This is a genomic window from Streptomyces sp. NPDC091282 (genome assembly GCF_044757385.1).
GTDB lineage: Bacteria > Actinomycetota > Actinomycetes > Streptomycetales > Streptomycetaceae > Streptomyces > Streptomyces gramineus.
The window spans coordinates 433,333-456,008 of record NZ_JBIVUX010000004.1; the positions used below are offsets into that span (position 1 = coordinate 433,333).

A 22,676-nucleotide genomic window follows, 5' to 3' on the forward strand; every position below is an offset into this window, starting at 1 on the left:
GCTCCGGCGCGCAGGCTACGTAGACGTACGTTGCGCCCCCGTTGCACCGCAGGTCAGCGGGGCGGCGCCGCCAACTCCGACTCCAGCGCGGCCAGTCGGCTGCGGACCACCGCCGTCGGCCGCACCGCCGCGAGGGCCCGCCAGACCTGCACGTCGTCCTCGCCCCACGGCGCGTGCGCCCAGTCGGCGAGCAGGTCCGGGTCGCGGCGCGCGATGAGCGCCGCCCGCAGCCCGTCCGCGAGCCGCCGCCTGAGCAGGACGACCGCGGGTGCCTGCGAGGCGGGCAGCAGCGGACCCGGGTACGCCGTCACGGCCGCCGTCACCGCCCCCGCCTCCAGCCGCCGCTCCACCACGCTCGCGTCGGACTCGACCGGAGCGGTCAGCCGGTACGGCCGGGACGCGAGCAGGCCCGGGCCCAGCAGCTTGCGCAGCCGGGTCAGTTCGGCCCGCAGCGTCACCGGCGTCACCGACTCGTCCTCGTACAGCGCGCACAGCAGCTCGTCGCCGGTCAGTCCCTCCGGGTGGCGGGACAGCAGCACCAGCAGTTCGCTGTGGCGTCGGCCGAGCCTGATCCGGCGGCCGTCCAGGCGGAGTTCGGCCTCGTCCCGGCCGAGCGCCGTCAGCGCGGGCGGCTCGTCTACGGGTGCCGGCGGATCCAGCAGCGCCAGCTGCGACTCGGCGGCCCGCGCCACCGCCTGCACGAAGCCCAGGCTGTGCGGATGCGCCAGCCGGTCGCCGCCGGTGATGTCGATCGCGCCCAGCACCCGCCCGGTACGCGGATCGTGCACCGGCGCCGCCGCGCACGTCCACGGCTGCACCCGGCGGATGAAGTGCTCCGCGGCGAACACCTGTACCGGCCGGTCCAACGCCACCGCAGTCCCCGGGGCGTTGGTGCCGACCTCGCTCTCCGACCAGCGCGCGCCCGGCACGAAGTTCATCTGGTCCGCCCGGCGCCTGGTCGCCGGATCGCCCTCCACCCACAGCAGTCTGCCGTCCGCGTCGCACACCGCCAGCAGGTGTTCGCCGTCCGCCGCGAACGTGCCCATCAGCTCCCGCACCAGCGGCATCACCCGGGCCAGCGGATGCTCCGCGCGATAGGCCCCGAGGTCGCCGTCGGTCAGCTCCACCCGCGCCGCGCCCTCCGGCCCCACCCCGGCCCGTGCCGAGCGCCGCCACGACTCGGCCACCACCGACCGCACCGGGCGCGGCACGGTGCCCGCCGTGGTGAACGTCTCGTACGCCCGGCGCAGCACCCGGACCCGCTCGGCAGGGTCGGTCCCCGGTTCCAGGGCCACCCACTGATCGGTCAACTCGGCCTCCCCGGAAGGCGATGCGGCTGGGGACATCGTCACTCGGGGTGTTCGCCCGGACAACCGTTTCGACCGCTCTGCCTCGCTCTCACTCCGAGGACCGGCCCACCAGCCTCATGTAGCGGACCCAGTCCCAGTGCCGGCCCGGATCGGTGTGGTCGGTCCCCGGCACCTCGACATGCCCGATGATGTGGTCGCGGTCCTTCGGGATGCCGTACCTGTCGCAGATCGACGCCGTCAGCCGCGCCGACTCCGTGTACAGGGCGTCGGTGAAGTACTCCGGCTGCTCCACCCAGCCCTCGTGCTCGATGCCGACACTGCGGGTGTTGTAGTCCCAGTTCCCCGCGTGCCAGGCGACGTCCGACTCCCGGACGCACTGGGCCACATGGCCGTCGGCCGAACGCAGCAGGTAGTGCGCGGACACCCGCTTCTTCGGGTTCTGGAAGATGGACAGCGTGCCGGCGTACGCGTGCTGCGTCACATGGATGATCACCCGGTCGATGTCGTACTCGTCGGGGCGCTGGGCCGCCGTGCGATTCTCACCGCTCGCCGCCTGCCACTCGGCCTTCGGATAGTCGACCACTCCGGTCCGCGCGCCCGCCGGGGGCGCGGGGAGCAGCGTGTACGGGACGGCGGCCAGGGCCGCGCCCTTCAGGAGCAGTCGCCTGGCGGGGAGCGGTCGTGCCCGGTCCATGGATGAGGTGCCTTTCTCCAGCGTGCCCGAAGCGGGGAGTCGCGCTCAGCGGCGCAGGGCCGCCGCGGTCTCGCGCAGCCGCGCGTGCAGCCCGCGGTAAGTCTCGCGCGCGGGCAGCCACTCCTTGCGGAGCTTGGCCACGCACGTGTAGTTGGTGTCGCACACGTTGGCCAACGGCGATTCCACCGTCTGGGTCGCGTACTGGTACGCGTCCAGTTCGGCGAATCCGTAGTCGCGCACCAGCCACTGCACCAGATCGAGCTGCGAGATCCGGAAGGCGTCCTCCAGCGGACGTGCCGACCCCGTCGAGACGATGTGGGTGTCCGACTCCAGCCGCGGCCAGGGCGTCGCGATTCCCTTCAGCAGTTCCACGATCACCACGGTGTTCATCGCGCACTCGACGGCCACCCCGCAGGTCTCGCCCTCGCCCTGCCGGGCGTGCCCGTCTCCCAGACTGAGCAGCGCGCCCTCGACGTTGACCCCGAGGTAGCAGGTGACACCCGCCCGCATCTCGGGCGTGTCCATGTTCCCGCCGTGCGCGTCCGGCACCAGGGCCGAGCGCACCTCCAGGTTGGCGGGAGCCACACCGACCGTGCCGTGCATCGGATCGAGCGGCAGCTCCCGCTCGAACCCGCCTTCGTGGGCGCGGAACAGAGCGGTGCGCCGGGTCCGGTCCAGCTGCCAGATCCAGACCTTCTCCGGGAGCGGCGGCTGCAGGCCGGCGGTGGCGTGCGTCGAGGTGAGCGCACCGAACAGCGGGACGGTCGTGGACGCCGCCCAGTCCCGGGCCGGTTCGATCGACACGAAGTGCACGGCGACGGTGTCCCCGGGCTCCGCGCCCTCGACGTGGAACGGTCCGGTCTGCGGGTTGAGGAACGGGAACTCGCACACCTCGGACACCAGGTCCTTCTCGGACCGCACCCGCCCGGCGAAACAGTCCTCCGTGTACAGGTCGAGGACGGTGCCGGGCGCGATCCGCGCGACCGGCGGCGCGCCGCCGAACGTCCAGGCGTACTGGCCCGGTTCGGGACGGACGGTGAGGACGAAGGGGTCGGTCATCGTGTGGGTTCTCCGTTCCGCCGGTCGACGGCGTGCGTCGGGTCGTCCGCTTCTTCGAGATGGACACGTGCCGTCTCGGCTATGCGCTCGGGGTGGCGGCGTATCAGCACCAGGAGCACGATCACGCCGGCCGCCATCCAGACGCCGACCACCGGACCCGCGTACGACACCGGGGCTGTCAGCTCCGTCACGAAGTCGAAGACGGGCAGGCCTGCCGCGGTCAGCAGGGCGGGCACGAAGGCCACGATGCCCAGCAGCGGCAGCAGCAGGTGCCGCACCGGCCGGAGCGAGGACCGGCCGCGGCGCAGGAAGTAGCCCGCACAGGCGAGGTTGACGACGATGTAGACGCCGATGACGACCGTGACGATCACCGTGGCGAGCAGCAGGAAAGCGGTCACCGGGTCGTATCCGAAGCCCAGCCCGAGCACGGCGCCGACCGCCACGGCCGTCTGGACGGCGACACCGGCGACGGGGGAGCGGTACCGGGGATGGAGGGTTGCGAGGACGCGCGGCAGGACCCGGATGCGGGCCAGCGCGAAGGCCGTCCGGGTGGACACGTTGGCGCAGGCGTTGGCGTTGGCGATCGTCGAGTTGACCACGGCGAGGAACACCAGGACCCAGAAGAGCCCGAAGGAGGCCCGGGCGACGCCTTCCCAGGACGCGTCGCCCGCCGCGCCGAACCCGGCGAACCGGTCCGGCCCGAAGTACACGGTCATCGCGTACGTCGTCACCACGTAGAACAGGCCGATCCCCAGGGCCGCGCCGAGCACCGCGCGGTGCATCGTACGGCGCGGGTCGCGGGTCTCCTCGGCAAGCGGCGCGGCCGCCTCGAAACCCGCGAACGCCAGCACGGTGTAGACGGATCCCGCGAAGACCCCGCTGAAGCCCCCGTACTCCTTCGCCGTGTGCGAAGTGCCGAACACGGACAGGGTGTTGTGGGAACCGGCCTTGACGATCAGCCATCCGGCGAAGACCAGGAGGACCGCGACCTCGAAGACCCCGAGGACCGTCCCGAAACGGGCGGAGGCCCGTACCCCCAGATATCCGGTGACGGCGATCACGGCTGCGCCGGCGAGCGACCACGGCCACCACAGGTCGGCCGGCCAGGAGGCCCATTCCTCGTGCAGGGTCCCCGCCACGGTGAATCCGAGCTGGAGCAGCAGCAGCGGCGGCACCAGCGCCTCCACGAACACGTAGCCCCAGCCGACCAGGAAGCCCACGGCGGGATGGAGTCCGCGCGCCGCATAGGTGGCGACGGAGCCCGCCGCGGGTAATTCCCTGGCCAGCTCGGCCACGCAGGACGCGGTGAACAGACAGGCCACCAGTGCGATCACCACCGCCAGCGGCAGACTGCCCCCGGCGAAGGCCGCTCCCGACGGAATGGACGCGGCGACGGCGGCGGCGGGCGCCATCGCCGTGACGCTCTGGAACAGGAACCTCCCGCAACCCGATGGCGTCCCGCCGCAGTCCCGCGGTCGCCACTCCGGTCGTCCCCTCGGTCATACACACCCCCCGACGTGCGTGAACCCATCGGTCCCACGGACCGCTTCGCGTGAATCACGGTACGGCGAGGACGGGGCGGGCAGAAGGGCGCCGAGTGATTCCGTGGACAGGACGGCCGTTGTGGAAAACCTCGCCATCCGAACGGGTGAAGGAGGTGGCAGGGGACGGTGGTCGAACTCCGTCAGACCCGTTCCGCCACCGTAGCCGGGTCGTCCAGTACGGCGCGGACCACCGAGTGGGCGGCGCCCAGCAGAGGTCCCTCGGGGCCGAGGCGGGAGACGGTGACCGGGCAGGCCGGCCCCGTCGTTCGGCCGGCCAGTTCGGTCTCCAGGGACGGCAGCAGCCACGGGGCGAGGCCGGCCAGGGCGCCGCCGAGGACCACCGTCTCGGGGTCCAGGAGGTTGACGGCACCGGTCAGGGCGATGCCCAGGGCGGTACCGGCGTCGTGCAGGGCGCGGCGTACACCCTCGTGGTCCTCGCCCGCCCGCCGGGCGAGCAGGCCCACCGCGTCCTCGCGGGTCTCCAGACCGGCCGCGCGCAGCACCGCCTCCTCGCCGGCGTACTGCTCCAGGCATCCGCGTCCGCCGCAGGCGCAGTCCGGGCCCTCGGGATGGACCGGCACGTGGCCGAGCTCGCCCGCGAACCCCCGCTTGCCGCGCAGCAGCTGGCCGTCCACGACGACCGCGGCGCCGATACCGATCTCGGCGGACACGTGCAGGAAGTCCGGTGGGGTGGCGTCGCCGAGCCACAGCTCGGCCAGAGCGCCGAAGTTGGCCTCGTTGTCGACCGTGGGCGGCAGGTCGGCGGGCAGCAGCGCGCCGAGGTCGGTGCCGTGCCAGTCGAGGTTCGGGGCGTGCACGACCGTGTGCCCGTCGCGAGCCACGAGGCCGGGGACGGCGACCGCGAGACCGGCCGGCCAAAGGCCCTCCCGCTCCGCGTCCGCCGCGACCTGCCTGACCAGCGCGGACAGCTCGTCCACGACCGGCTTCGGCGCCCGGCCCCGGTTCGCGCCGTGCCGAACGGCCCGCGCCCGCACCTCGCCGCGCAGGTCGACCGCGCACACGGCGAGGTGGTCGACCCCGACCTCCGCCCCGATGCCGCACGGCCCGCTCCCGCTCACCGCGAGCGCGGAGCCGGGCCGACCGACCCGGCTGGGCCGCTCGGGGCCCAGCTCCTCCAGGAGGCCCCAGCGGACCAGTTCGTCGACCAGGGTCGACACCGCTGCGCGGGTCAGACCGATGCGTGAGGCGACCGCGGCCCGCGACAGCGGGCCCTCGGCGCTGACCGCGTGCATCACGCGCGCGAGGTTGCGCCGGCGCATGCCCTGCTGGGTGTCCGGCAGGGCACGGCCGTTCGCCGTCGGACGGGCCTCGTGCAGCGGTGCGGTCATGCCTCGATCAGTCCCCGGTCTCCTCGGATGTCCTGCGACCCGTCTCCCGCGCGGTCACCGGTCCTGCGGCGCCCGCTCCAGCAGCGGGGCCGCGTCGGAGAGTACCCCGGAGATCCTCGCCAGCGTCTCCGTGTCCCGTTCCACCGCGTCCAGCACGGGGCCCGCGGCGGTGTTCCAGCGGCGGGCCACCGCCGCCGGGTCCTCGCCGGTCAGGAGTCCGGCCGCCTGCGCGGCGGCGCCGAGGGCCACCAGCTCCTTGGCCTCGGGCACCTGCACCGGGCGCCCGGACAGCCGCCGTACCGTCTCCTGCCAGGCCCGGCCCCGGGCCCCGCCGCCGATCAGCAGCAGCGGCGTGGTCCGGTCGGCGTCCGCGTCCAGCACCAGGTCCAGTGCGCCGAGCAGGGCGTGCACGGCGCCGTCGTAGGCGGCCTGCAGGAGCTGCCCGGCGGTGGTGTCGTGGCGCAGGCCGTGCAGCAGCCCGGTGGCGTTCGGCAGGTTGGGGGTGCGCTCGCCGTCCAGGTAGGGCAGCAGGGTGACCGAGGTGCCGGGCTCGACCGCCTCGCGGTCCAGGCCGAGCAGCGCCGCGACCCGGTCGACCGCGAGGGTGCAGTTCAGCGTGCAGGCGAGCGGGAGCCAGTCGCCGTGCGCGTCGGCGAAGCCCGCGACGGTGCCCGTCGGGTCGGCGGGACGGTGCCTGGAGACGGCGTACACCGTGCCCGACGTGCCCAGGCTCAGCACCGGGGTCCCGGGGCGCAGCCCGAGCCCGAGCGCCGCGGCCGCGTTGTCGCCGGTACCCGGCGCGACCAGGGTGCCCTTGGAGAACGGCAGCTCGTGACTGTCGCGCACGGTGCCGGCGATCTCACCGGGCCGGACCACCCGGGGCAGGAACGCCGGGTCGAGGCCCACGTGGGCGAGGGTCTCCGCGTCGTACGCCTCGGTCGCCGACGCCCACCAGCCGGTGCCGGAGGCGTCACCGCGGTCGGTCGTGCCCTGTCCGGTCAGACGCTCGGTGAGGTAGTCGTGGGGAAGCCGTACGGCCTTGGTCGCGCGGACCGCCTCCGGTTCGTGCTCCGCCAGCCAGGCCCACTTGGTGACGGTGAACGACGCGCCCGGCACACTGCCGGTGCGCTCCGCCCAGGCCTTCGGGCCGCCCAGCTCCTCGATCAGACGTCGCGCCTGGGGCGCCGAACGGACGTCGTTCCACAGCATGGCCGGCCGCACCGGCTCGCCGCGCCCGTCCAGTGTGACCAGACCGTGCTGCTGGCCGCCGATCGACACGGCGGCCGCCTCGTGCGCCGCGTCCCCGCACTGGCGCAGTGCCTCGCACAGCGCGTCCCACCACTGGCGCGGGTCGCTCTCCCGGCCCGCGCCCGAGGACACGGTGTGCGGCGCCTGGCCGCTCGCCACGACCTGTCCGGTGGACGCGTCGACCACCAGCGCCTTGGTGGACTGGGTGGACGTGTCCACGCCGACGACGAGCGGACCCTCGGCTGCTGACATCGGGCTCTCCCTTTTTCCGCGGCTCGCGATGTATCTGACCTGCAATTTTTCCGGTTCGACGGGGTGTCGCGAACCGGATTTCGTCCTTCGGGGACAGGGTGACCCTTCCCAGGGACGCGTCGGCATACTAATTTGTAAACCGCCATGACGAAATAGTCGGCACGACAGTCGTCCGGCACAGTCTTCGCGCAGAACCCCCGAGCAAGGAGCCGCGGCATGAGCTACCAGCCCACCCCCGAGGACAGGTTCACCTTCGGCCTGTGGACCGTCGGCTGGCAGGGAAGGGACCCGTTCGGCGACGCCACCCGTCGCGCCCTCGACCCCGTCGAGACGGTGCAGCGCCTGTCCGAACTGGGCGCCCACGGTGTGACGTTCCACGACGACGACCTGATCCCCTTCGGGTCCTCGGACACCGAGCGCGAATCGCACATCAAGCGGTTCCGCCAGGCCCTGGACGCCACCGGCATGAAGGTGCCGATGGCGACCACGAACCTCTTCACCCACCCGGTCTTCAAGGACGGCGCGTTCACCGCGAACGACCGCGACGTGCGCCGCTACGCGCTGCGCAAGACCATCCGCAACATCGACCTGGCCGCCGAGCTCGGTGCCGAGACGTACGTCGCCTGGGGCGGCCGCGAGGGCGCGGAGTCCGGCGCCGCCAAGGACGTGCGAGTCGCCCTCGACCGCATGAAGGAGGCCTTCGACCTCCTCGGCGAGTACGTCACCGCCCAGGGCTACGACCTGCGCTTCGCCATCGAGCCCAAGCCGAACGAGCCCCGCGGCGACATCCTCCTCCCCACCGTCGGCCACGCGCTCGCCTTCATCGAGCGCCTGGAGCGCCCCGAGCTGTACGGCGTCAACCCCGAGGTGGGCCACGAGCAGATGGCCGGCCTGAACTTCCCGCACGGCATCGCGCAGGCCCTGTGGGCCGGCAAGCTCTTCCACATCGACCTCAACGGCCAGTCCGGCATCAAGTACGACCAGGACCTGCGCTTCGGCGCCGGTGACCTGCGTGCCGCCTTCTGGCTGGTCGACCTGCTGGAGAGCGCCGGCTACCAGGGTCCGAAGCACTTCGACTTCAAGCCGCCGCGCACCGAGGACCTCGACGGCGTGTGGGCCTCCGCCGCCGGCTGCATGCGCAACTACCTGATCCTCAAGGAGCGCGCCGCGGCCTTCCGCGCCGACCCCGAGGTCCAGGAGGCCCTGCGCGCCTCCCGCCTGGACCAGCTGGCCCAGCCCACCGCCGGCGACGGCCTCCAGGCGCTGCTCGCCGACCGCACGGCCTTCGAGGAGTTCGACGTGGAGGCGGTCGCCGCCCGCGGCATGGCCTTCGAGCAGCTCGACCAGCTGGCGATGGACCACCTGCTGGGCGCCCGCGGCTGACCGAGGACGCGCGCGTGCAGGCCGCTCCCCACGGGGCGCCCGCACGCGCGCGTGCCGTTGCCCGCGACCGCGCGACGCACGGATCACCGCACGCGCACGACTGACTCGCACGGACAATGCTCCGGAACCGTACGGTCCGTTGCCCGAGTCCGTATCAACTCCCGCGCGGGTCTCGCGCGATGACCGGTACGCGGTGAGTCTTGGCGGTATGGCCATGCCGCCCGTACCGCCCCGCCCGCCCGGCCCGCCGAACGGAACCCCGCCCTCGGGCGGCTACGACCCGCCTCCGTACGGAGGATTCGGACCACCTCCGGGAGGGGGATCCGGGGACTACGGTCCGCCCACCGCCGTCGGCCCGTATCCGGAGCCGCCCCGTCGTCGCAGGGGTCCGCTGTACGCCGTACTGGCCGTGCTGGCTGCCGCAGTCGTCGTCACCGTCGCGGTCCTGATGGTCTCCGGCGGTGGTGGTTCTCCCGCCGGCACGTCCGGCTCCGGCAGCCCGACCCCGTCCGGCTCGCCGCGCCCCTCCTTCAGCCTCCCGACGAAGCTGCCCAGCAGCCTTCCCTCGGGACTGCCGAGCGGTCTTCCGTCCGGACTGCCGAGCGGGCTCCCCTCCGGCTGGCCGTCGGAACTGCCCAGCGAACTGCCGAGCGGCCTGGACTCACTGCTGCCCTCACTGCCGGGATGATCCCGTCAGGCCGCCGCCGGCCCCGGACCGCTGGGGAGTGGGCGTCGACAGGCTCCGCCGGAGCGGCGGCGGCCGGGGAACAGTCCGTCCCGGCAGACGGCGCGGAGTGACTACGCTGAGAGCGGCACCGCTTCACAAGCTGTTCGACCGGTGTCCGGGACCAGTAGGGGTCGCTCGTCAGGGATGTCTCAGGGGCGCCGTCCGGAACCGCGGGAGGCGCGGGGCCGTTCTCAGATCAGAGCGCGGCAATGGCCGCGAAGGAGGCGACGCTGATGTCGAAGAACGCGAAGATCGCCGTAGGCGGTGTGGCGGTCGGGCTCATCCTGCTGATATGGCTGCCCTGGTGGGTGACGTTCCTGATCGTGGTCGGTGTCCCGGTGGCCGCCTACCTGACCCTGGACCCGTCGCAGCGGCGCAGGCTGCGCAGGGTCACGCGCAAGGAGATCGGCCGCTGAGTCACTTGCCCGAGATCTCGGGACCCGTGGCGGTGACGTGACCCGGGAAGGCTCACAGGGGCCGTACGGCCATCTTGTCGAGCGCCTCCAGGAGGCCGGGGAGCTCGGGGCCCCGGCCCACGGGCAGGACCTCGCCGGGTTCGTCGTCGAGGAGCACGAAGGCGATGTCGTCGGTGCGCGCCACCATCGACCAGCCGGGCCCGTCGGCGCGCAGCGTACGCGCGTCACCGGGGGCGAACGACGAGCGGACCCGGCCCAGCGGCGGAGGCGTGTCCACGTAGGCGCGCGCCTCGGCCAGGACGCGCCGGATCCCGAGATGACCCTTCGGAGCCGCGTCGCCGTTGCCCGGAGCCTCACCGGCGGCCGCGGGGGCCTCCGGCGGCGCCGGGAAGTGGTCGTCGCCGATCTGCTCCCGCCAGACCGCCCACTGGAGGGCGATCTCGTCCGCGCCCAGCCGCCGTTGCGCCGGGCCCCAGGAGCTGGTGTCGGGAGGGGTCAGCGGGGCACGGTCGGCCATCTCCGGGCCGGGATCATGCGGCGCGGGCACGTTCGGGGCCGACACGGCGACCGCGAGCGGCCAGCCCGGCAGCGCGGCGACCACCGTGCGTTCGTCGGGGGAGAGGTCGTGCTCCATGCCGCAGTCCCACGACGCGATCGCGACGGCGACCAGTGACACGTCGTCCACGACGACCGTCCAGCGCGCCCCGCCACCGTCCTGGCCGAGGACCAGTCCGTAGCCGTCGGCGCGCGGTGCCAGCTCCAGCGCGGCACAGGCCTCAGGGTAGTCGTCGCCCAGCACGCTCGGAAACTTCGCAGGTGTCAGCAGCACCGCCGTGAGCACGTACAGCGCCTCGTCCGCGGCGGCGAGAGCCTCCTCGTCCGTCGTCCCGGCCATGCCTGCCTCCCAGTCGTTCGTCCAACGGCGCGCACCCTAGTGCGAGCGGAAGGCCGTTGTCACGACCGGCCACCACACCCGGAGCTGCAGCTTTCCACCGGGACGGGGACGAAACGGCCTCGGCGGGGCGAAGCCTCAGGCGGCCGGCAGTCCGAGAAGGTCCCGGGCCACAGTCCGCGGCGACTCCCCGCGTTCCCGGGCCAGCGTGACGACGGCACGGCAGGCCAGTTCGCTCACCCCGAACGACAGCGCCTCCGGCGACACCCAGCCCGCCGCCTCCTCGATCCGATCCTGGTCGTCCTCCGCGCGGGCCGCGACGTAGACGGCCGCGGCCTCGAACAAGTTGTGCGCACGCTTTTCACGCCGCTCCGGCACCCGGGTCTCCCCGTTAGCGCGAACCCTCTCCGCGTACCTGCGCATCCGGTCGAACATGCCGGCCGCCTTCCCTTGTCGGCTGTCGCTTGAAGGTCGCGCGCGAACACGTCCCTTCTGTCATCGAACGTAGAGTTGAAGTCCCGCCGACAGAAGAGGGCGTGACCGGACACGCGCCGGATCCCGGTGCCCGCGCGACGAGGGCGGCCCGGCACCGCGCCCCCGCGTCGCGGCAGACGGGACTTTCGCAACACGCCTTAGCCCTCGCGCACCGCCAGCGCGAGGAACCGGGCGTCCTCGTCCGCGTACGACGTCATCCGCCAGCCCGAGCCTGCCAGGAGCGGGCCCAGATTGCCCTCCGCGCGCAGGTCGTCCGGGGTGATCCGGCGTCCTTGCCGCGCCGCCAAGGCGGCCCGGCCGATGGGATGGAACAGGGCGAGCCTGCCGCCGGGACGGACGACGCGCGCCAGCTCCCGCAGATTCCGGCCGGGCTGCGGCAGGTGGGCGATCAGTCCCGCGGCGAACACGGCGTCCAGGGACTCCGAGCGCACCGGCAGCGCGGCGACGTCGGCGAGCACCAGCCTCCCGTCGCGATGCCGGCCGGCCCGTACCGCGGCCTGGAGCATCGCCGGGGTCAGGTCCATCCCGAGCACCTGGCCCGAGGGCCCCACCGCCGCGCGCAGCGGCGGCAGCGCGCGGCCGGTGCCGCAGCCCGCGTCGAGCACTCGGTCGCCCGGGCGCAGCCCCAACTCCGCCACCGCCGCCGCGTACGCGGGACCGTCGTCGGGGAACCTGCTGTCCCAGCCGGCCGCTCGCGCGGTGAAGAACTCCTGGACGTGCGTGTGGTCATCGCTCATGTTCCGCATGTTCCCTCACCGTCACGGAGGACGAACCTGCGCGCACGTTCGAGCCGGAGGCGATCGTTCCGACGCATCTCCGGGTCATATTGCAACACCTTCCGAAATGCGCCCCCTTTGTGCCTCCGTGCCACCTAGCGTCCTTTGGCCATGGGACACCTGGACCACGCCACCTTCGGCTGGCTGACCCCCGTGCTGTCGTACGTGATGGCCTGCACGGGCGCCGCACTGGGCCTGCGCTGCACCGTGCGCGCGCTCGCCAGCACCGGCCGTGCGCGCCGCAACTGGCTGCTCACCGCGGCCTCGGCGCTCGGCACCGGCATCTGGACCATGCACTTCGTGGCGATGCTCGGCTTCGGCGTCAGCGGCACCGACATCCGCTACGACGTGCCGCTGACCATCCTCAGCCTGCTCGTCGCCGTGCTCGTGGTCACCGCAGGCGTCTTCGCCGTCGGCTACGGCCGCAACCGCAACCGAGCCCTTCTGGCGGGCGGTCTCACCACCGGCCTGGGCGTCGCCAGCATGCACTACCTCGGCATGGCGGCGGTCCGGCTGCACGGCGACGTGCACTACGACCCGATGCTCGTCGGGCTCTCTGTGCTGATCGCGGTGGCCGCCGCGACCGCGGCCCTGTGGGCGGCGCTCAACATCAGGTCACCCGCCGCGGTCACCGTCGCCTCCCTGGTCATGGGCGCGGCCGTCAGCAGCATGCACTACACCGGGATGTTCGCGGTCAGCGTGCACGTCACGCCCTCCGCCACCGCCCTGCCCGGCGCCACCGCGATGCAGTTCATCTTCCCGCTCGCCGTAGGCCTCGGGTCCTACCTGTTCCTCACCTCCGCCTTCGTCGCACTGTCGCCCACGGCCGGGGAGCGCGCGGCGTCCGCGTCGGCCCAGCGGCCCGTCGCCGGTGCCGCGCGCTGACCGGCCCGCGCCGTCGCGGCCGTCCTGATCGCACCGACCCGGCCAGGCCGCGCGGTCCCCCGACCCACTTCAGAGCGAGGAGGCCATGCGTACACCGAGAAAGACCCTCACAGCAGGCACGCAGGAACCGTCCCCGCGCCCGGCCCGAGGCCGCCGCGCGCACGCCGGAGCACCCGCCGACGAACCGGCCGACGACGTCGCCGTCCAGGCGGCCGGCGGCTCGCGCGCCGGAGGCTGGCGGATCCGTCCGCGGACCGTCCGGGCCAAGGTCGTCTGCCTGCTCATGGTGCCGGTCGTGTCCCTGATCGCCCTCTGGGCGTACGCCACGGTCACCACCGCGCAGGACGTCTCCCGGCTGCGCCAGTCCCAGCGCGTCGACGCCGCGCTGCGGACCCCGCTCGCCGACGCCGTCGCCGCGCTCCAGGCCGAGCGCACCGCCGCCGTCCGCTACGCCGCCGGTCCCACCGCCGGACAGGCCACCGACCTCAGGACACTCGGCACCCGGACCGACGGGGCCGTGGCCGCGCTGCGGCTCGGCAAGGACAGCACCGTCGCCGACAGCGGCGAACTGCCCGCCGGAGTCACCGGACGCCTGCGGACCTTCGTCACCGGCGCCGAGCGCCTGCGCACCCTGCGGGCGGCAGTGCTCGACCGCGGCGCCGGACGGGACGAGACCTTCGAGCGGTACACCCGGACCATCGCCACGGCCTTCACCGTGGACGGTGCCCTCACCGGTGTTCAGGCCGGTGACATGGGCGCCGACGCGCGCGTGCTGCTCGAATTCTCCCGCGCGGGCGAGGCGCTGGCCCAGGAGGACGCGCTGCTCGCCGGCGCGCGGCGGGCCGGCGGCCTGGACGGCACGCGGCTGAGCCTGTTCACCGGCGCCGTCGGCACCCGCCGTGTCCTGACCGACGCGGCCGTCGCCGACCTGCCCGGCGCCCAGCGCACCGCCTGGCGACGGCTCGCGGGCGGCGACGACTACACCGCACTGAGCGCCGCCGAGGACGGCGTCCTCGCGGGCCGGCCCGGAGCGGACGCGCTCGCCGCGGCCCCGGAGACGACCTGGGCGAGCGCTCACGCGCGCGTGCGGGACGGCATGCGGGCCATCGAGACCGGCACGGCACACACGGTCGCCGGCCGGGCCGACCCGTTCGCCCGCGGCCTGCTCACCCCGGCCGGCGCCGCCGTCCTGTTCGGCCTCCTCGCGGTGGCCGCCTCCCTGGTCATCTCCGTCCGCATCGGACGCGGACTCGTGGTCGAACTGGTCAGCCTGCGCAACAGCGCGCTGGAGATCGCCCGGCGCAAGCTGCCCGAGGCGATGCGCAGACTGCGGGCGGGCGAGGAGATCGACGTGCGTTCGGAGGCACCCCAGGGGCCGCCCGCGGAGGACGAGACCGGACAGGTCGCGGAAGCCCTCACCACGGTGCACCGGGCCGCCCTGCGCGCCGCCGTGGAACGCGCCGAACTCGCCGGCGGCATCTCGGGCGTCTTCGTCAACCTCGCCCGCCGCAGCCAGGTCCTGGTCCACCGTCAGCTGAACCTGCTGGACAGCATGGAACGCCGCTCCGACGACCCCAGCGAACTCAGCGACCTGTTCCGCCTCGACCACCTCACCACCCGGATGCGCCGTCACGCGGAGAGCCTGATCATCCTCTCCGGCGCGGCACCCGGACGGGCCTGGCGCATGCCGGTCTCCCTGACGAACGTCGTACGAGCCGCGGTGTCGGAAGTCGAGGACTACGCGCGCGTGGAGGTACGGCAGCTCCCCGAGGCGGCCGTCACCGGCGCGGCCGTGGCCGACCTCACGCACCTGCTGGCCGAACTGGTGGAGAACGCCGCACAGTTCTCCCCGCCGCACACGCGCGTGCGGATCTCCGGGGAACCCGTCGGCAACGGTTACGCCCTGGAGGTCGAGGACCGCGGACTCGGCATGGGCCAGGAGACGCTCGCCGAGGCCAACCGGCGCATCGAGCAGTCCGAGGCCCTCGACCTGTTCGACAGCGACCGGCTCGGCCTCTTCGTCGTCAGCCGCCTCGCGGCCCGCCACGGCATCGGAGTGCACCTGCGGACGTCTCCCTACGGCGGCACCACCGCGGTCGTCCTCGTGCCGAAGACCCTGCTGCACGCCGACCAGGCGGAACGTTCCGGCCGTCAGGCCGCCGTCATCAGGCAGGTACCGGAACGCGAGCACGCGCGCGTACCCGGCGCCGACCTGCCGCCCGCCGACGCCCCCGCGGCCCGCCCCGCGCTCGCCGCGACGCACCCCGCCCGCCCCGGCACCCACCCGGCACCCGAACCACCACCCCCCGGAGTCACGACCTTGAGGCCACACCGCCCACCGCACGACTCCGACCCCCGCGACGACGACCTCCCGCGCCGGGTACGCCAGGCGAGCCTCGCCCCCCAACTGCGCGACCCACGCGCCGAGGAACCCGAGCCCGCCCGCCTCGCGGACGAGCGCACCCCCGAACTCGTCCGCGCCCGCATGACGGCCTACCGCGACGGCTGGGCGCGGGGCGGCGGCAGGCAACCCGGCCGCGCCACACCGGAACCCGACCACGCCAGCGATCGCACCGAAGGAGACCGCGCATGATCCAGGACCCCGGCACGAGGGCCGACCGCCGATCCGGTGAACTCGACTGGCTGCTGGACGACCTCGTGCTGCGCGTCGAGGAGGTACGGCACGCGGTGGTGCTCTCCAACGACGGCCTCGCCGTCGGCGCCTCGACCGGTCTCAGCCGCGAGGACGCCGAGCACCTGGCCGCCGTCGCATCCGGCTTCAACAGCCTCGCCAAGGGCACGGGACGGCACTTCGGGGTGGGCGGGGTGCGTCAGACGATGGTCGAGATGGACGACGCCTTCCTCTTCGTGGCCGCCGCGGGCGACGGCTCCTGCCTCGCCGTGCTCACCGCCGTCACCGCCGACATCGGGCTGGTCGGCTACGAGATGGCGCGCCTGGTCAAACGCGTCGGCGAGCACCTTCGCACCGCGCCGCGGGCCGCCGCCCGGCCGCCCGCCGCCGGCTGACCCGGAAGCGTCCCCGATGACCGAGAACACGACGGGCACCCCGCTCGACGAGCAGGGCAGCCAGTGGTACGACGGCGAGGCCGGGCCCCTCGTGCGCCCCTACGCCATGACCGGCGGCCGCACCACATCCGGGCCCGCCGGAGTGCGGTTCGACCTGATCGCCCTGGTCACGCTCGACCCGGGTGCGCCCGGAGCCGACGACGGCACGGCGCTCGGCCCCGAACACCGGACGCTGATCGAGCTGTGCCGGACGGAGACGCAGTCCGTCGCCGAACTCGCCGCTGACGCGGATCTGCCGGTGGGGGTGGTCCGAGTCCTCCTGGGCGATCTGCTGGAACTGGGCCGCGTCACCGTGAGCCGTCCGGTGCCGCCGGCCCAGCTTCCCGACGAACGGATCCTGCACGAGGTCATCGCGGGATTGCGAGCACTGTAGACGAACATTCGGAAACAACCGGGCGTGTCTTGGTCAGAACAGACGTTTTCCGGTCCAACCGCCCGCTGGGCAACAGCGGTTGCCATGCTGCTGGCTCCGCCGCCCGAGGTTCCCGGGCAGGCCGTCCGCAGCCGGCCCTCACGAGAGAAGTGATCATGGTCTCCGAGTACTCCGAGCCCGCCGCCGACGACGACGCGTCGGCCCTGGCGCTGAAGATATTGGTCGCCGGCGGCTTCGGCGTCGGGAAGACGACCCTGGTCGGCGCCGTCAGCGAGATCCGCCCGCTGCGCACCGAGGAGATGCTCAGCGAGGCCGGCCGGCTGGTGGACGACACCGACGGCGTGGACCGCAAGGTCACCACCACCGTCGCCATGGACTTCGGACGCATCACCATCCGTTCCGGTCTCTCCCTGTACCTCTTCGGGACCCCGGGCCAGGACCGTTTCTGGTTCCTGTGGGACGAGCTGTCGCAAGGAGCCCTCGGCGCCGTCGTCCTCGCCGACACCCGCCGCCTGGAGGACTGCTTCCCGGCGGTCGACTACTTCGAGCACCGGCACATCCCGTTCGTCGTCGCCGTCAACTGCTTCGTCGGCGCGCGCTCCTACGGAGCGCTCGACGTCTCCCGCGCCCTGGACCTGGAACGAGGCACCCCCGTGGTGCTGTGCGACGCCAGGGACCGGGACTCCGGCAAGGAGGTGCTGGTCCGGCTCATCGAGTACGCCGGGCGGATGCATACCGCCCGGCTCCTGGACTCGGTGAGCTGAGCGTCAGCCGGTGAGATCCTTCATCGCCACCACCTTCTCCACGGCGACCCGCACGAGCAGCTCGCCCGGGACGCCGTTGCGGGCGCCGAACTCCTCCGCACGGTCCTCTCCCATGTACCGGCCCGCGATGCGGGCGGCCCAGTCACGCAACGCGCCGGGCTCCTCCGACAGCCGGGCGGTCCCGTTCAGCACCACGAAGTGGAAGGGGGGCCGGTCGTCGTCCACGCACAGGGCGACCCGCGCGTCCCGGGCCAGGTTCCGCCCCTTCACGGTCTCCTTGCCGGTGTTGAAGACCAGTTCGTCGCCGTCCAGCAGGAACCAGACGGGGGCCACGTGCGGACTGCCGTCGGCGTTGACGGTGGACAGCTTGCCGGTGCGGGTGCCGTGCGAGACGAACGCCCGCCATTCCTCGTCGGTCATCTTCTGTGCCATGCGCCCATCCTCCTTGCCCGGACGCCGGTGGTGGGGAAGGCTGGCGGGGAGATCCTCCAGCCAGGGGGAGACGGCACACGGGGAGAGACCAGGAGATGGCGCAGAACCAGGGACTCGGCTGGCTGCTCGACGACCTGACCGAGCGCGTGGAGCACGTACGGCACGCGCTGGTCCTGTCGAACGACGGGCTGGTCACAGGGGCGAGCACCGGACTTCGGCGGGAGGACGCGGAGCATCTGGCCGCCGTCGCCTCCGGGCTGCACAGCCTCGCCAAGGGCTCCGGACGGCACTTCGGCGCGGGCCAGGTACGCCAGACGATGATCGAGTACGACGACGCGGTCCTCTTCGTCACCGCCGCCGGGACCGGCAGCTGCCTGTGCGTGCTCAGCGGCGCCGAGACGGACATCGGCCAGATCGCCTACGAGATGACCCTGCTCGTCAACCGGGTCGGCGAACACCTCGGCGTGGACGTCAGGCAACCCGAGCGATCCCCCGCAGTAGACCTCTGACCTGCTGATTCATCCCCTGCAGCGGAGTTGTCCACAGGCCCGCCGGGAGATCCGCCGGAGCGGCTACGGTTTTTCCACGGCGAGCGCATCCGGCGCGAGCCACCCGCTCCACGGGGGAGTACGACCATGTCCGCCACCGCCATTGCCAGGCCCCGCCCGCTGCACCACACCTTCGGCCGTGCCGCCCGCGAACTGGGCCTCAGGCGAGGTGAGTTCGGTCTCGCGGTGCATCTCGGCCGGATCCGTACGGTGCCCGACGAGGGCGGCGGAGGCCGCCGTGTCGCCCGCGCCGAGATCGAACGGCTCCGCGACCGGGCGGACGAACTCCGCGAGAGCGTGCGAGCCGTCGGCACCACCGAGGGCGCGGCGCTGCTGGAGATCCCCTCGGGCCGGTTCACCCGCTTCGCGAAACTCGGCCTGGTGACCCCCGTCAACTGGTACCCGAACCGCTACCGGGCCGTCGTCTGGCTCTATCTGGCGGCGGAGCTGCGGCAGTTCGCGGCCGACGAGAAGAACGCCCTGCTGCTCACCGGGCGCGCGCCCGGGGAACTGCGCGACCGGCTCAGGACGGGGGCGGACCAGCGGGCCCGCAACTGGCGGGGACGCCACTGCGGATTCCTTTTGAGGGCCGCGGACGGACCGTGGGAGCGGGCCGGCGCGCTGGCCGGCTTCCTGGACCCCGACGAGATCGACGACATCCTGACCGACCCTCATGAGCGTGTCCATGTGAAGGCGCTCCGAGCCGCACCGCCCGCCCACGGAGCGCCGGGGTCACCGAGCGCGCAACTCGCCGAGGAACTGATGACGGCGGACGAACCGGACGAGATCGACTGGCTCCGCAACGACCTGGCACGGGCCGTGGCGGAAGCGCGCGAGGTACGACCCGCGCCTCGCCCGGCCCCGCAACTGCCGCACCGGGCCGCCACCCGGCCGGCGCTCCCCGCACCGGCTCAGGCCGAGCAGCCACGCCGTCTGCGGGGCCTGCTGCGGCTGTACTACAGGGCCCTGAACAGTCCCTCCTGCACGACCGACACCAGTAGCCGCCCCTCCAGGTCGTAGACCCGCCCGCGGGCGAGTCCCAGCCCGCCGGTGGCGATGGGCGACTCCTGCTCGTACAGGAACCACTCGTCGGCACGGAACGGCCGGTGGAACCACATGGCGTGGTCCAGGGAGGCCATGTCGAAATTCCGCGGCCCCCACAGCGGCTCGACGGGGACCCGCACCGCGTCCAGCAGGGTCATGTCGCTGGCGTAGGTCAGTGCGCAGGTGTGCACCAGCGGATCGTCGCCGAGCGGACCGACCGCGCGCATCCACACCGCGCTGCGCGGCTCGGCGCCCGCTATCTCCTCGGTGTTCCAGCGCAGCCGGTCGACATAACGGATGTCGAAGGGCTGACGGCGCGCCATCCGTTCCAGTTGCTCGGGCAGTTCGCCCAGATGCTTGCGGATCTCCTCGGCGAGCGTCGGCAGCGAGTCCGGGTGCGGCACCGTGCGGGCCGGCGGCAGCTGGTGCTCGAAAGCTCCCACCTCAGGCTTGTGGAAGGAGGCGGTCAGATTGAAGATCGTGCGGCCCTGCTGCACGGCGGTGACCCGGCGGGTGGTGAACGACCGGCCGTCCCGGATCCGCTCGACCTGGTACACGATCGGCACGCCAGGTCGGCCCGGGCGCAGGAAGTACGCGTGCAGCGAGTGCACCGGGCGGTCGCCCTCCGTGGTGCGGCCGGCGGCGACCAGCGCCTGGCCCGCCACCTGGCCGCCGAAGACCCGCTGGATGGACTCCTGGGGGCTGCGGCCACGGAAGATGTTGACCTCGATCTGCTCCAGGTCGAGCAGGTCGACCAGTCTCTCGGCCGGGTTGGTCATGGGTGGTGTTCTCCTGTGGTCAGAGCTGGCCGACATCGGTGACGCGGACGACCGCGCGGCCCTCGGCGTCGGAGGCCGTCAGGTCGATCTCCGCGCTGATGCCCCAGTCGTGATCGTCGTTCGGGTCGTCGAAGATCTGCCGTACGCGCCACAGCGCGTTCTCCGGCTCCTCCTTGATCACGAGCAGCTTGGGGCCGCGGGCGTCGGGACCGGTGCCCAGATCCTCGTACTCGTCCCAGTACGCGTCCATCGCCTCGCCCCAGGCATCGGCGTCCCAGCCGGCCTCCGCGTCCATCTCGCCCAGCTCCTCGACGTGGTCGAGGGCCGCCAGTTCCACCCGGCGGAACATCGCGTTGCGCACCAGCACCCGGAAGGCGCGTGCGTTGGCGGTGACCGGCTTGACCTCGTCGGCCTTCTCCTGGGCCTCCTCGGCGGTCATCTCCTCCGGGTTGGCGAGCTGCTCCCACTCGTCCAGCAGGCTGGAGTCGACCTGGCGGACCATCTCGCCCAGCCACTCGATCAGGTCCTGCAGGTCCTCGGACTTGAGGTCGTCGGGGATGTTGTGGTCCAGCGTCTTGTACGCGCTCGCCAGGTAGCGCAGCACGATGCCCTCGGTGCGGGCCAGTTCGTAGAAGGACACCAACTCGGTGAAGGACATCGCCCGTTCGTACATGTCCCGGATGACCGACTTCGGCGACAGCGGGTGGTCGCCTACCCAGGGGTGGCTCTTGCGGTAGGTGTCGTAGGCGTGGAACAGCAGCTCTTCGAGGGGCTTGGGGTAGGAGACGTCCTGGAGGCGCTCCATGCGCTCCTCGTACTCGACGCCGTCCGCCTTCATCGCGGCGACCGCCTCGCCCTTCGCCTTGTTCAGCTGGGCGACCAGGATCTGCCGCGGGTCGTCCAGGGTGGACTCGACGACGGACACCATGTCGAGCGCGTAGGACGGCGATTCGGGGTCGAGGAGCTCGAACGCGGCCAGGGCGAACGTGGACAGCGGCTGGTTGAGCGCGAAGTCCTGCTGGAGATCGACCGTGAGGCGGACGATCCGGCCGGACGCGTCCGGCTCGTCCAGCTTCTCGACGATGCCGCCGTCGAGGAGCGAGCGGTAGATGGCGATCGCCCGGCGGATGTGCCGCAGCTGCTGCTTGCGCGGCTCGTGGTTGTCCTCCAGCAGATGGCGCATCGCCTCGAAGGCGTTGCCCGGCCGGGCGATCACCGACAGCAGCATCGTGTGCGTCACCCGGAAACGCGACGTCAGCGGCTCCGGCTCGGACGCGATCAGCTTCTCGAACGTGGTCTCCGACCACGCGACGAAGCCCTCCGGCGCCTTCTTGCGCACCACCTTGCGCCGCTTCTTCGGGTCGTCGCCCGCCTTCGCGAGCGCCTTCTCGTTCTCGATGACGTGCTCGGGGGCCTGCGCGACCACCAGTCCGGCCGTGTCGAAGCCGGCGCGGCCCGCTCGCCCGGCGATCTGGTGGAACTCACGGGCGCGCAGCGTGCGCACCCGGTTGCCGTCGTACTTGGTCAGGGCGGTGAACAGCACCGTGCGGATGGGCACGTTGACGCCCACGCCCAGGGTGTCGGTGCCGCAGATGACCTTCAGCAGGCCGGCCTGCGCGAGCTTCTCCACCAGCCGCCGGTACTTGGGCAGCATGCCGGCGTGATGGACGCCGATGCCGTGCCGGACGTACCGGGAGAGGTTGCGGCCGAACTTGGTGGTGAAGCGGAAGTTGCCGATCAGCTCGGCGATCTGCTCCTTCTCCTCCTTCGAGCACATGTTGATGCTCATCAGCGCCTGCGCCCGCTCCACGGCCTGCGCCTGCGTGAAGTGCACGATGTACACCGGCGCCTGCCTGCTCTCCAGCAGTTCGGTGAGCGTCTCGGTGAGCGGGGTGAACTTGTACTCGTACGACAGCGGCACCGGGCGGGTCGCCGAGCGCACCACCGAGGTGGGGCGGCCGGTGCGCCGGGTGAGGTCCTTCTCGAAGAACGAGACGTCGCCGAGGGTCGCGGACATCAGGATGAACTGCGCCTGCGGCAGTTCGAGGAGCGGGATCTGCCACGCCCAGCCGCGGTCGCCCTCGGCGTAGAAGTGGAACTCGTCCATGACGACCTGGCCGACGTCGGCCTGCTTGCCGTCGCGCAGCGCGATGGAGGCGAGCACCTCGGCGGTGCAGCAGATGACGGGCGCGTCGGAGTTCACGGAGGCGTCGCCGGTGAGCATGCCCACGTTCTCGGTGCCGAAGATCTTGCACAGCTCGAAGAACTTCTCCGACACCAGCGCCTTGATCGGCGCCGTGTAGAAGGTGACCTCGTCCCTGGCCAGGGCGGCGAAGTGCGCGCCCGCGGCGATCATGCTCTTGCCGGAGCCGGTCGGTGTCGACACGATCACGTTCGCCCCGGAGACCGCCTCGATCAGCGCCTCCTCCTGGTGGGGGTAGAGCGTGAGACCGCGCTCCTGGGCCCAGGCCTCGAAGGCTTCGTACAGGGCGTCGGGGTCGGCGGTCGGCGGCAGGCGATCGATGAGGGTCACGCCCCCATCTTGCCTGGCCCGACCCTCGAGGGGGGAATCGGCTTCGAGGTCGATGATCAAGACCCCTATGCTGTGTCGCCGACGGA

General features: G+C 72.6%; 22 protein-coding genes. 10 read left to right on the plus strand and 12 right to left on the minus strand.

What is annotated here, in order from left to right; all coding sequences use genetic code 11:
• Window positions 1-53 precede the first annotated feature (53 nt).
• From ACIQOE_RS20785 to xylB, 6 genes are all read right to left on the minus strand, one after another.
• The gene (locus tag ACIQOE_RS20785) at window positions 54-1,346 is read right to left on the minus strand and encodes a GAF domain-containing protein (protein WP_365553970.1); all 1,293 of its coding nucleotides are present in this window, start codon (window positions 1,344-1,346) and stop codon (window positions 54-56) included.
• A 52-nt stretch (window positions 1,347-1,398) separates the two neighbouring features.
• Window positions 1,399-2,004, minus strand: coding sequence for an N-acetylmuramoyl-L-alanine amidase (locus ACIQOE_RS20790; protein WP_351322369.1), 606 nt, complete (start codon window positions 2,002-2,004; stop codon window positions 1,399-1,401).
• A 45-nt stretch (window positions 2,005-2,049) separates the two neighbouring features.
• The gene (locus tag ACIQOE_RS20795) at window positions 2,050-3,063 is read right to left on the minus strand and encodes an acetamidase/formamidase family protein (RefSeq protein ID WP_401412879.1); all 1,014 of its coding nucleotides are present in this window, start codon (window positions 3,061-3,063) and stop codon (window positions 2,050-2,052) included.
• Window positions 3,060-4,475: an APC family permease gene (locus ACIQOE_RS20800; RefSeq protein ID WP_401412881.1), complete on the minus strand. Its 1,416-nt coding sequence runs from the start codon at window positions 4,473-4,475 to the stop codon at window positions 3,060-3,062. Before ACIQOE_RS20800 ends, ACIQOE_RS20795 begins: the two co-directional genes overlap by 4 nt.
• A gap of 272 nt (window positions 4,476-4,747) precedes the next feature.
• On the minus strand, window positions 4,748-5,956 hold the full coding sequence (locus ACIQOE_RS20805; protein ID WP_401412883.1) for an ROK family protein: 1,209 nt from the start codon (window positions 5,954-5,956) through the stop codon (window positions 4,748-4,750).
• A 54-nt stretch (window positions 5,957-6,010) separates the two neighbouring features.
• Window positions 6,011-7,456, minus strand: a complete 1,446-nt coding sequence (gene xylB / locus ACIQOE_RS20810) for a xylulokinase (protein ID WP_365553981.1) — start codon at window positions 7,454-7,456, stop codon at window positions 6,011-6,013.
• Window positions 7,457-7,672: 216 nt separating this feature from the next.
• Here xylB and xylA point away from each other — a divergent pair, with 216 nt between their 5' ends.
• The 3 genes from xylA to ACIQOE_RS20825 all read left to right on the plus strand — a co-directional run bounded on the left by xylA (window position 7,673) and on the right by ACIQOE_RS20825 (window position 9,982).
• On the plus strand, window positions 7,673-8,839 hold the full coding sequence (gene xylA, locus ACIQOE_RS20815; RefSeq protein ID WP_365553983.1) for a xylose isomerase: 1,167 nt from the start codon (window positions 7,673-7,675) through the stop codon (window positions 8,837-8,839).
• A gap of 409 nt (window positions 8,840-9,248) precedes the next feature.
• Window positions 9,249-9,527 carry a hypothetical protein gene (locus ACIQOE_RS20820; RefSeq protein ID WP_399009816.1) on the plus strand — a complete coding sequence of 93 codons (279 nt, stop codon included), beginning with the start codon at window positions 9,249-9,251 and terminating at the stop codon, window positions 9,525-9,527.
• A gap of 272 nt (window positions 9,528-9,799) precedes the next feature.
• Window positions 9,800-9,982: a hypothetical protein gene (locus ACIQOE_RS20825; protein WP_351322844.1), complete on the plus strand. Its 183-nt coding sequence runs from the start codon at window positions 9,800-9,802 to the stop codon at window positions 9,980-9,982.
• 52 nt (window positions 9,983-10,034) lie between these two features.
• Here ACIQOE_RS20825 and ACIQOE_RS20830 read toward each other — a convergent pair whose 3' ends face one another.
• The 3 genes from ACIQOE_RS20830 to ACIQOE_RS20840 all read right to left on the minus strand — a co-directional run bounded on the left by ACIQOE_RS20830 (window position 10,035) and on the right by ACIQOE_RS20840 (window position 12,106).
• Complete coding sequence (locus tag ACIQOE_RS20830; RefSeq protein ID WP_351932713.1) at window positions 10,035-10,877, minus strand: hypothetical protein; 843 nt, start codon at window positions 10,875-10,877, stop codon at window positions 10,035-10,037.
• Between the two features lie 135 nt (window positions 10,878-11,012).
• Window positions 11,013-11,309 (minus strand): hypothetical protein, encoded by a 297-nt coding sequence (locus ACIQOE_RS20835; RefSeq protein ID WP_365553990.1) that lies wholly within the window; start codon window positions 11,307-11,309, stop codon window positions 11,013-11,015.
• 197 nt (window positions 11,310-11,506) lie between these two features.
• A complete protein-coding gene (locus ACIQOE_RS20840; protein ID WP_401412887.1) occupies window positions 11,507-12,106 on the minus strand; it encodes a class I SAM-dependent methyltransferase in 600 nt (199 codons plus the stop codon).
• 150 nt (window positions 12,107-12,256) lie between these two features.
• On the opposite strand from ACIQOE_RS20840, the gene ACIQOE_RS20845 reads away from it, so the two are divergent.
• From ACIQOE_RS20845 to ACIQOE_RS20865, 5 genes are all read left to right on the plus strand, one after another.
• On the plus strand, window positions 12,257-13,030 hold the full coding sequence (locus tag ACIQOE_RS20845; RefSeq protein ID WP_365553996.1) for an MHYT domain-containing protein: 774 nt from the start codon (window positions 12,257-12,259) through the stop codon (window positions 13,028-13,030).
• 85 nt (window positions 13,031-13,115) lie between these two features.
• Window positions 13,116-15,623 (plus strand): nitrate- and nitrite sensing domain-containing protein, encoded by a 2,508-nt coding sequence (locus tag ACIQOE_RS20850; RefSeq protein ID WP_401412889.1) that lies wholly within the window; start codon window positions 13,116-13,118, stop codon window positions 15,621-15,623.
• Window positions 15,620-16,057 (plus strand): roadblock/LC7 domain-containing protein, encoded by a 438-nt coding sequence (locus tag ACIQOE_RS20855; protein ID WP_401412892.1) that lies wholly within the window; start codon window positions 15,620-15,622, stop codon window positions 16,055-16,057. The genes ACIQOE_RS20850 and ACIQOE_RS20855 overlap by 4 nt, the downstream gene beginning before the upstream one ends.
• Before the next feature lie 16 nt (window positions 16,058-16,073).
• On the plus strand, window positions 16,074-16,490 hold the full coding sequence (locus ACIQOE_RS20860) for a DUF742 domain-containing protein (RefSeq protein WP_365571400.1): 417 nt from the start codon (window positions 16,074-16,076) through the stop codon (window positions 16,488-16,490).
• A 155-nt stretch (window positions 16,491-16,645) separates the two neighbouring features.
• Window positions 16,646-17,254 (plus strand): GTP-binding protein, encoded by a 609-nt coding sequence (locus ACIQOE_RS20865; protein ID WP_401412894.1) that lies wholly within the window; start codon window positions 16,646-16,648, stop codon window positions 17,252-17,254.
• Between the two features lie 3 nt (window positions 17,255-17,257).
• Here ACIQOE_RS20865 and ACIQOE_RS20870 read toward each other — a convergent pair whose 3' ends face one another.
• Complete coding sequence (locus ACIQOE_RS20870; RefSeq protein ID WP_401412896.1) at window positions 17,258-17,686, minus strand: PPOX class F420-dependent oxidoreductase; 429 nt, start codon at window positions 17,684-17,686, stop codon at window positions 17,258-17,260.
• Window positions 17,687-17,781: 95 nt separating this feature from the next.
• Here ACIQOE_RS20870 and ACIQOE_RS20875 point away from each other — a divergent pair, with 95 nt between their 5' ends.
• Together ACIQOE_RS20875 and ACIQOE_RS20880 are read left to right on the plus strand one after the other, a co-directional pair.
• Window positions 17,782-18,195, plus strand: coding sequence for a roadblock/LC7 domain-containing protein (locus ACIQOE_RS20875; RefSeq protein WP_351322403.1), 414 nt, complete (start codon window positions 17,782-17,784; stop codon window positions 18,193-18,195).
• Between the two features lie 126 nt (window positions 18,196-18,321).
• On the plus strand, window positions 18,322-19,254 hold the full coding sequence (locus tag ACIQOE_RS20880; protein ID WP_401412899.1) for a DUF6397 family protein: 933 nt from the start codon (window positions 18,322-18,324) through the stop codon (window positions 19,252-19,254).
• On the opposite strand, the gene ACIQOE_RS20885 is transcribed toward ACIQOE_RS20880, so the two are convergent.
• On the minus strand, window positions 19,191-20,057 hold the full coding sequence (locus ACIQOE_RS20885; protein WP_351322407.1) for an acyl-CoA thioesterase II: 867 nt from the start codon (window positions 20,055-20,057) through the stop codon (window positions 19,191-19,193). The genes ACIQOE_RS20880 and ACIQOE_RS20885 overlap by 64 nt on opposite strands.
• Window positions 20,058-20,076: 19 nt before the next feature.
• Complete coding sequence (locus ACIQOE_RS20890) at window positions 20,077-22,590, minus strand: DUF3516 domain-containing protein (RefSeq protein WP_362642616.1); 2,514 nt, start codon at window positions 22,588-22,590, stop codon at window positions 20,077-20,079.
• Window positions 22,591-22,676: the final 86 nt, after the last annotated feature.

Coding starts and splice junctions, on each gene's coding strand:
- ACIQOE_RS20885 (WP_351322407.1), bottom strand. CDS start 20,057: ATGACCAACCCGGCCGAGAGACTGGTCGACCTGCTCGACCTGGAGCAG.
- ACIQOE_RS20870 (WP_401412896.1), bottom strand. CDS start 17,686: ATGGCACAGAAGATGACCGACGAGGAATGGCGGGCGTTCGTCTCGCAC.
- ACIQOE_RS20880 (WP_401412899.1), top strand. CDS start 18,322: ATGTCCGCCACCGCCATTGCCAGGCCCCGCCCGCTGCACCACACCTTC.
- ACIQOE_RS20805 (WP_401412883.1), bottom strand. CDS start 5,956: ATGACCGCACCGCTGCACGAGGCCCGTCCGACGGCGAACGGCCGTGCC.
- ACIQOE_RS20850 (WP_401412889.1), top strand. CDS start 13,116: ATGCGTACACCGAGAAAGACCCTCACAGCAGGCACGCAGGAACCGTCC.
- ACIQOE_RS20830 (WP_351932713.1), bottom strand. CDS start 10,877: ATGGCCGGGACGACGGACGAGGAGGCTCTCGCCGCCGCGGACGAGGCG.
- xylA (WP_365553983.1), top strand. CDS start 7,673: ATGAGCTACCAGCCCACCCCCGAGGACAGGTTCACCTTCGGCCTGTGG.
- ACIQOE_RS20860 (WP_365571400.1), top strand. CDS start 16,074: ATGACCGAGAACACGACGGGCACCCCGCTCGACGAGCAGGGCAGCCAG.
- ACIQOE_RS20785 (WP_365553970.1), bottom strand. CDS start 1,346: ATGTCCCCAGCCGCATCGCCTTCCGGGGAGGCCGAGTTGACCGATCAG.
- ACIQOE_RS20845 (WP_365553996.1), top strand. CDS start 12,257: ATGGGACACCTGGACCACGCCACCTTCGGCTGGCTGACCCCCGTGCTG.
- ACIQOE_RS20875 (WP_351322403.1), top strand. CDS start 17,782: ATGGCGCAGAACCAGGGACTCGGCTGGCTGCTCGACGACCTGACCGAG.
- ACIQOE_RS20825 (WP_351322844.1), top strand. CDS start 9,800: ATGTCGAAGAACGCGAAGATCGCCGTAGGCGGTGTGGCGGTCGGGCTC.
- ACIQOE_RS20865 (WP_401412894.1), top strand. CDS start 16,646: ATGGTCTCCGAGTACTCCGAGCCCGCCGCCGACGACGACGCGTCGGCC.
- ACIQOE_RS20790 (WP_351322369.1), bottom strand. CDS start 2,004: ATGGACCGGGCACGACCGCTCCCCGCCAGGCGACTGCTCCTGAAGGGC.
- ACIQOE_RS20835 (WP_365553990.1), bottom strand. CDS start 11,309: ATGTTCGACCGGATGCGCAGGTACGCGGAGAGGGTTCGCGCTAACGGG.
- xylB (WP_365553981.1), bottom strand. CDS start 7,456: ATGTCAGCAGCCGAGGGTCCGCTCGTCGTCGGCGTGGACACGTCCACC.
- ACIQOE_RS20795 (WP_401412879.1), bottom strand. CDS start 3,063: ATGACCGACCCCTTCGTCCTCACCGTCCGTCCCGAACCGGGCCAGTAC.
- ACIQOE_RS20855 (WP_401412892.1), top strand. CDS start 15,620: ATGATCCAGGACCCCGGCACGAGGGCCGACCGCCGATCCGGTGAACTC.
- ACIQOE_RS20800 (WP_401412881.1), bottom strand. CDS start 4,475: ATGGCGCCCGCCGCCGCCGTCGCCGCGTCCATTCCGTCGGGAGCGGCC.
- ACIQOE_RS20840 (WP_401412887.1), bottom strand. CDS start 12,106: ATGAGCGATGACCACACGCACGTCCAGGAGTTCTTCACCGCGCGAGCG.